Annotated in this window: 4 protein-coding genes and 2 pseudogenes; 3 read left to right on the top strand and 3 right to left on the bottom strand. The window is 69.7% G+C overall.

The features are described from left to right. Positions 1–178: 178 nt before the first annotated feature. The 3 genes and pseudogenes from ACFWF3_RS22795 to aroB all read left to right on the top strand — a co-directional run. A pseudogene (locus ACFWF3_RS22795) lies at positions 179–748 on the top strand (chorismate synthase); the annotation flags it as partial. A 56-nt stretch (positions 749–804) separates the two neighbouring features. Beyond that, positions 805–1350: pseudogene (locus ACFWF3_RS22790) on the top strand (shikimate kinase); the annotation flags it as partial. A gap of 866 nt (positions 1351–2216) precedes the next feature. Further along, positions 2217–3335 carry a 3-dehydroquinate synthase gene (gene aroB, locus ACFWF3_RS22785; RefSeq protein WP_101467074.1) on the top strand — a complete coding sequence of 373 codons (1119 nt, stop codon included), beginning with the start codon at positions 2217–2219 and terminating at the stop codon, positions 3333–3335. Positions 3336–3440: 105 nt separating this feature from the next. On the opposite strand, the gene ACFWF3_RS22780 is transcribed toward aroB, so the two are convergent. The 3 genes from ACFWF3_RS22780 to mltG form a co-directional block, all read right to left on the bottom strand. After that, complete coding sequence (locus ACFWF3_RS22780; protein WP_379315194.1) at positions 3441–3884, bottom strand: B-4DMT family transporter; 444 nt, start codon at positions 3882–3884, stop codon at positions 3441–3443. Positions 3885–3992: 108 nt separating this feature from the next. Next, positions 3993–4811, bottom strand: a complete 819-nt coding sequence (locus ACFWF3_RS22775; RefSeq protein WP_379315193.1) for a shikimate dehydrogenase — start codon at positions 4809–4811, stop codon at positions 3993–3995. Between the two features lies 1 nt (position 4812). Next, positions 4813–5353, bottom strand: a 541-nt coding sequence (mltG, locus tag ACFWF3_RS22770; protein WP_379315192.1) for an endolytic transglycosylase MltG, incomplete at its 5' end; no start/stop codon positions are given.

Raw genomic sequence — 5353 nt, 5'->3', positions numbered from 1 at the left:
CGCCCACGTATAGCAGTACGGCGCGCAGATACAGCTCCAGGTAGAGCACGCCGGCCGCGACGATCGACACGAGCGAGACGACGATCAGCATGATGGGACCGCCGCCGATCCCGTCACCCTTCTTCAGCGCCTCGGAGAACGTCCCGAAGAACGCGTCCGTCTGATTCCCCGTCGCTTTCGCGAGGACGTCGCCCTCGGCGGCGTCGTCGAGGTGATCGTGGACGGCCTGCCCATCGGGCTCGGTTCGTTCGTCAGCGGTGAGCAGCGTCTGGATTCGCGCCTGGCCGCCGCCCTCATGGGCATCCAGGCTATCAAGGGTGTCGAGGTGGGCGACGGGTTCGAGACCGCGCGACGACGCGGCAGCCAGGCCCACGACGAGATGCGTCCCGGCCCCGACGGCGTCTTGCGCTCGACCAACCGCGCGGGCGGCCTCGAAGGCGGCATGACCAACGGCGAAGCACTGCGGGTGCGCGCCGCGATGAAGCCGATCTCGACTGTGCCGCGTGCGCTGTCGACGGTCGACATGTCCAGCGGTGAGGAAGCCGTCGCCATCCACCAGCGCTCGGACGTGTGCGCGGTGCCCGCGGCAGCCGTGGTCGCGGAGTCGATGGTGGCGCTGGTGCTGGCGCAGGCCGCGCTGGAGAAGTTCGGCGGCGACTCGCTGGCCGAGACCGTCGACAACATCACCAGTTACGTCAAGCGGATCGGTAGCCGCCCACACGTGCCCGCGGACAGCCGTATCCCGTGACCGCGCAGGGGCAGGAGGGGACCGCGCCGGAGAGCGACGCGGGCCCCTCACCGGCGATCGTCGAGCCCGGAGCTCCTGACACCGGCGGTGACGACCGGACCGCGCCTGCGGCACGCGTGGTACTGGTCGGGTTGCCCGGCTCGGGGAAGTCGACCATCGGGCGCAAGCTGGCCAGGGAACTCGGGGTGGAGCTCTACGACACCGACGCGGGGATCGAGGCCGATACCGGCCGCACGATTCCCGACATCTTCGCCACCGACGGTGAGACGGAGTTCCGCCGGATCGAGGAACAGGTGGTGCGCCGCGCTGTGCTCGAGCACGACGGCGTGGTTTCCCTCGGCGGCGGTTCGGTGCTGTCCGAACGAACCAGGGACCTGCTGCGGGACGCTCTCGTCGTCTACCTGGAAATCAGTGTGTCCGAAGGGGTTCGGCGTACCGGCGCCAGCAGTACCCGTCCACTGCTCAACGGAGTCGACCCCGCTGCCAAGTATCGGGATCTGATGCGCGAGCGTCGCCCGCTCTACCGCGAGATCGCCTCCGTGCGTGTGCGGACCGACGGGCGGAGTCCGGGTCGGGTAGTGCGAATGATACTGGCCAAGCTCGGGCTCGAATCGGTGCGCACCGATCTGCAATCTCCACGTGTGAACGCCGGAAACACCTCGCCCGCTTCGGGTTCGGTCACCGGCAGGCCCGGAACGGGCAGCAATCGGTCCAAGAACAGGCGACGCGCCAGGGCCCGCGCCGCCGCCGCACGCCGAAGTGGTGCCGACCAGACGGGCGTGGCGGCCATCGAACGCCGCGACGCCCCGGATGATCGGAACCGTTCGGGGGCAACACAATCCGCGACCGATCGGGCGGCAGTCGACGACACCACCGGCGCCACTCGCACAGCGGGTGCGGCGCAGAGTGAGTCACGCACGACCGCCGGTCGACGGTCCCGGCGTAGTAGGTCGCGCCGAGGCGGTGCGCGGATCCGACCGGCGACCACCGTGGCCACCCGGGAAACCGGCGGCTCGGTGGCCGAGAGTCCGGAGAGCCGCGCGAGCTCGAAATCAGAGGGCCGCGCGGGTACAGCCGAAAACCAGCCGGGCAACCGCGCTGCCGGCGCCGGGGGCCGGACGGGTAATCGCAGCACGCCGGGTAGTCGAGTAGGCGGCCGCAGCCCGGTCACGGGAGGCCAGGCGGCCGGTCGCAATGCCGGTCGCGGCAGGCGGACGGCGAGCCGTGAGGCAGGCGCCCCAGGGCGGGCCGGGCAGCGCGGTGGCGAGCCTGCCGGACCGTCGGGTTCGACTACCCCGGAATCTTCGGTGGAAAGCCGGACCGGGGCACCACAACAGGTGCAGCGGGCCGGACCATCCGGTGACGCGGAGCGTGGGACCGGCGCCAACGAACGCCGACGACGCGGGCAACCGCGGCGACGCGGCGGGCGACGCAATAACAATGACCAGAAAGAATCGGAGCAGCGCACGTGACAGAGCCGAACATCATCCAGGTTCGCACCGCCGACCCGTACCCGGTGATCATCGGCCGCGGACTGCTCGGCGATCTCGTCGAAGCGGTCAACGCGGGCAACGCCGTGCGGACCGTGGCGATCTTCCATCAGCCGCCGCTGGCCGAAACCGCCGAGGCGGTGCGTAAAGCACTGGCCGACACCGGGATCGACGCGCATCGCATCGAGATCCCCGACGCCGAGGACGGCAAGGAACTGGCCGTGGCCGGGTTCTGCTGGGAGGTGCTCGGCCGGATCGGCCTGACCCGCAACGACGCCATCGTGAGTCTCGGTGGCGGCGCCGCGACCGACCTGGCCGGCTTCGTCGCCGCCACCTGGATGCGCGGGGTGCGCATCGTGCACGTGCCGACCACGCTGCTGGCGATGGTCGACGCCGCGGTCGGCGGCAAGACCGGCATCAACACCGAGGCGGGCAAGAACCTCGTGGGCAGCTTCCACGAGCCCAGCGCCGTGCTGGTCGACCTGGCGACCCTGGAAACGGTGCCGCGCAACGAGATCGTGGCGGGCATGGCCGAGATCATCAAGGCCGGTTTCATCGCCGACCCGGTGATCCTCGACCTCATCGAGGCCGATCCCGAGGCTGCCCTCGACCCCACCGGCGATGTGCTGCCCGAACTGATCCGGCGCGCCATCCAGGTCAAGGCCGACGTGGTCGCCGCCGACCTCAAGGAATCGAGCCTGCGCGAGATCCTGAACTACGGCCACACCCTCGGCCACGCCGTGGAGCGCCGCGAGCGCTACCGCTGGCGTCACGGCGCCGCGGTGTCCGTCGGCTTGGTCTTCGCCGCCGAACTCGGCCGACTGGCCGGCCGTCTCGACGACGCCACCGCCGATCGGCACCGCACCATCCTGGAAAGCGTCGGCCTGCCCGTCTCCTACGACGGCGATGCGCTCCCCCACCTGATGGACGCGATGCAAACCGACAAGAAGACCCGATCCGGTGTGCTGCGTTTCGTGATCCTGGACGGTCTGGCCAAGCCCGGCCGTCTCGAGGGCCCTGATCCGTCGCTGCTGGCCGCCGCCTACTCGGCCATCGCCCGCGACACCACCCCGGGCACGTCACCGATCATGCTCTGAGATCCGCACTCTGGCACCTGTTCGCGCCCCGACACCATGGTGGGGCGCGAACAGGTTCGAAGGGTCGACTCGCGGCCGGTGCCGTTCCCGAGAGAACGACTCCGCTCAGTTCGCGGTGGCGAATTCGGGTTCCGCGGCACCGGTGGCGGATTCGCTCGAACGGCGCGACCGCGAGTAGCCGAAGGCGACACCCGCCAGCGCGGGCAGGAAGATCAGCAGCAGGATGAACGATGCCGCGGACGTCAGTTCGTAGAGGATCCCGGCGTCGCCGAGTTCGATTCCGGGCACCTGATCGAGGACCCAGCACACGGCCGAGCTGGCCAGCCCCGCGCCGAACCCGGCAGCCAACCAGCGGACGGTGAGGCCGTCTGCGCCCGTGCGGCCGTCGCGCACGCCCCAGGCGACTACCACGGCGACGATGGCGAGCAGGCAGGCCGCGCGCCAGAAGGTGCCGTAAGTGGGCCAGGAGGCCATGACGAGGCCGAGCAGAACACGCAGGGCGACGACCAGCGCGCCGAGGACGGTGGCTCGTAACACCCAAGCGGTCATGAAGAACACCTTAGCGGGCAAAAACTAGAACCGGTGTCAATTCGACAGATCGGTCGGTGATGTCGAGGATTCGGCACCGCACTCGGCGGCAGCCACCGGAGCCGTCGCCTACTGCTGCGGAAGGGACGCTTCCAGCGCGGCGGCCATCGCCGCACGCGGCGCAGGTCGACCGGTGAACAGTTCGACCTGTCCGTATGCCTGATTCAGCAACATCTGCAGGCCGCTGACCACCGTGTGCCCGGCGGCCTCGACCGCCGTTGCGAGGGGGGTCGGCCACGGGTTGTAGATCGCGTCGAGCACGACCGGTGCCACGGCTACCGCCGACGCGATCACCGCAGCCGCCTCGGCGGGCACCGTGCTCACCACCGCCGCGGCCGACGCGCACGCCGCGCGCACCTGCTCCCTGTCGAGCGGCACGACCGCGGCCCGCAGGCCGAGACGGTCCGCCAATTCCAGTGCGCTGCGTGCCCGTCCGGCATCACGGGCGATCACCGTCACCTTCTTCGCCCCGAGTTCGGTCAGGGCAAGCAACGCGGGCCTGGCCGTTCCGCCGGCACCGAGCACGACAGCCTCGTCGATCGTCGAGACGCCACCACCGCGCAACGCACCGAGGACGCCGTCGACATCGGTGCAGTCCGCCGACCACCCGGCATCGACGCGCACGAGGGTATTGGCCGAGCCGACCAGCACGGCGCGCTCGGTGCGCTCGGCAGCCACCGCCAGCGCCGCTTCCTTACCCGGCATCGTCACCGACAGCCCGACCCATTCCGGGCCCAACTCACCGACGAGCCCGGGCAGCCGCGCGGCATCGCATTCGATCCGCTCGTAACTCCAGTCGAGGCCCAGCGCGCGGTAGGCGGCCAGGTGCAGCTGAGGAGAGCGCGAATGCGCGATCGGCTGACCGAGGACAGCGGCCTTGCGACCCATCTCAGCGCCCACTGTCGAGAATGCCGCTCTGCTCGGCCTTCACGATATTGCGTAGGTGCTCGGAGTAGCTCTCGGTGAACAGGGTGGTGCCCTTCTTGTCGATCGTGACGAAGTACAGCCACTTCCCCGGCTCCGGATTCTCCATCGCCTGCAGGGCTTTGAGCGAGGGTGCGGAGATCGGATTGGCGGGCAGACCCGACATCGCGTACGTGTTCCACGGCGTGACGGTGTTGCGGTCGGAGTCGGTGGTGGCGACCTCGGTCTCCTCCAGCGAATAGTTCACCGTCGAGTCGAACTGCAACGGCTGGTCGATCCGCAGCCGGTTGACGATGACCCGCGCGACCTTCGGCATGTCCGGTGCCAGCGCTTCGCGTTCGACCAACGAGGCCGCGATCAACGTCTGGTAGGGGTTGAGCTGGGTTTCGGCGCCCGAACGCAACAATCCGGTGGACTCGTAGAGCGCCGCGCTCGCGGTGATCAGCTGACGCAGGATCTGCACCGCCCCGCCGCTGGGATCGAAATCCAGGGTGCCCGCGGAGATC

The sequence above is a fragment of the Nocardia sp. NPDC060220 genome, assembly GCF_042727815.1.
Classification (GTDB): Bacteria; Actinomycetota; Actinomycetes; order Mycobacteriales; family Mycobacteriaceae; genus Nocardia.
The sequence above is the reverse complement of the archived record's forward strand: the minus strand, read 5'-3'. Positions and strand labels throughout refer to the sequence as shown.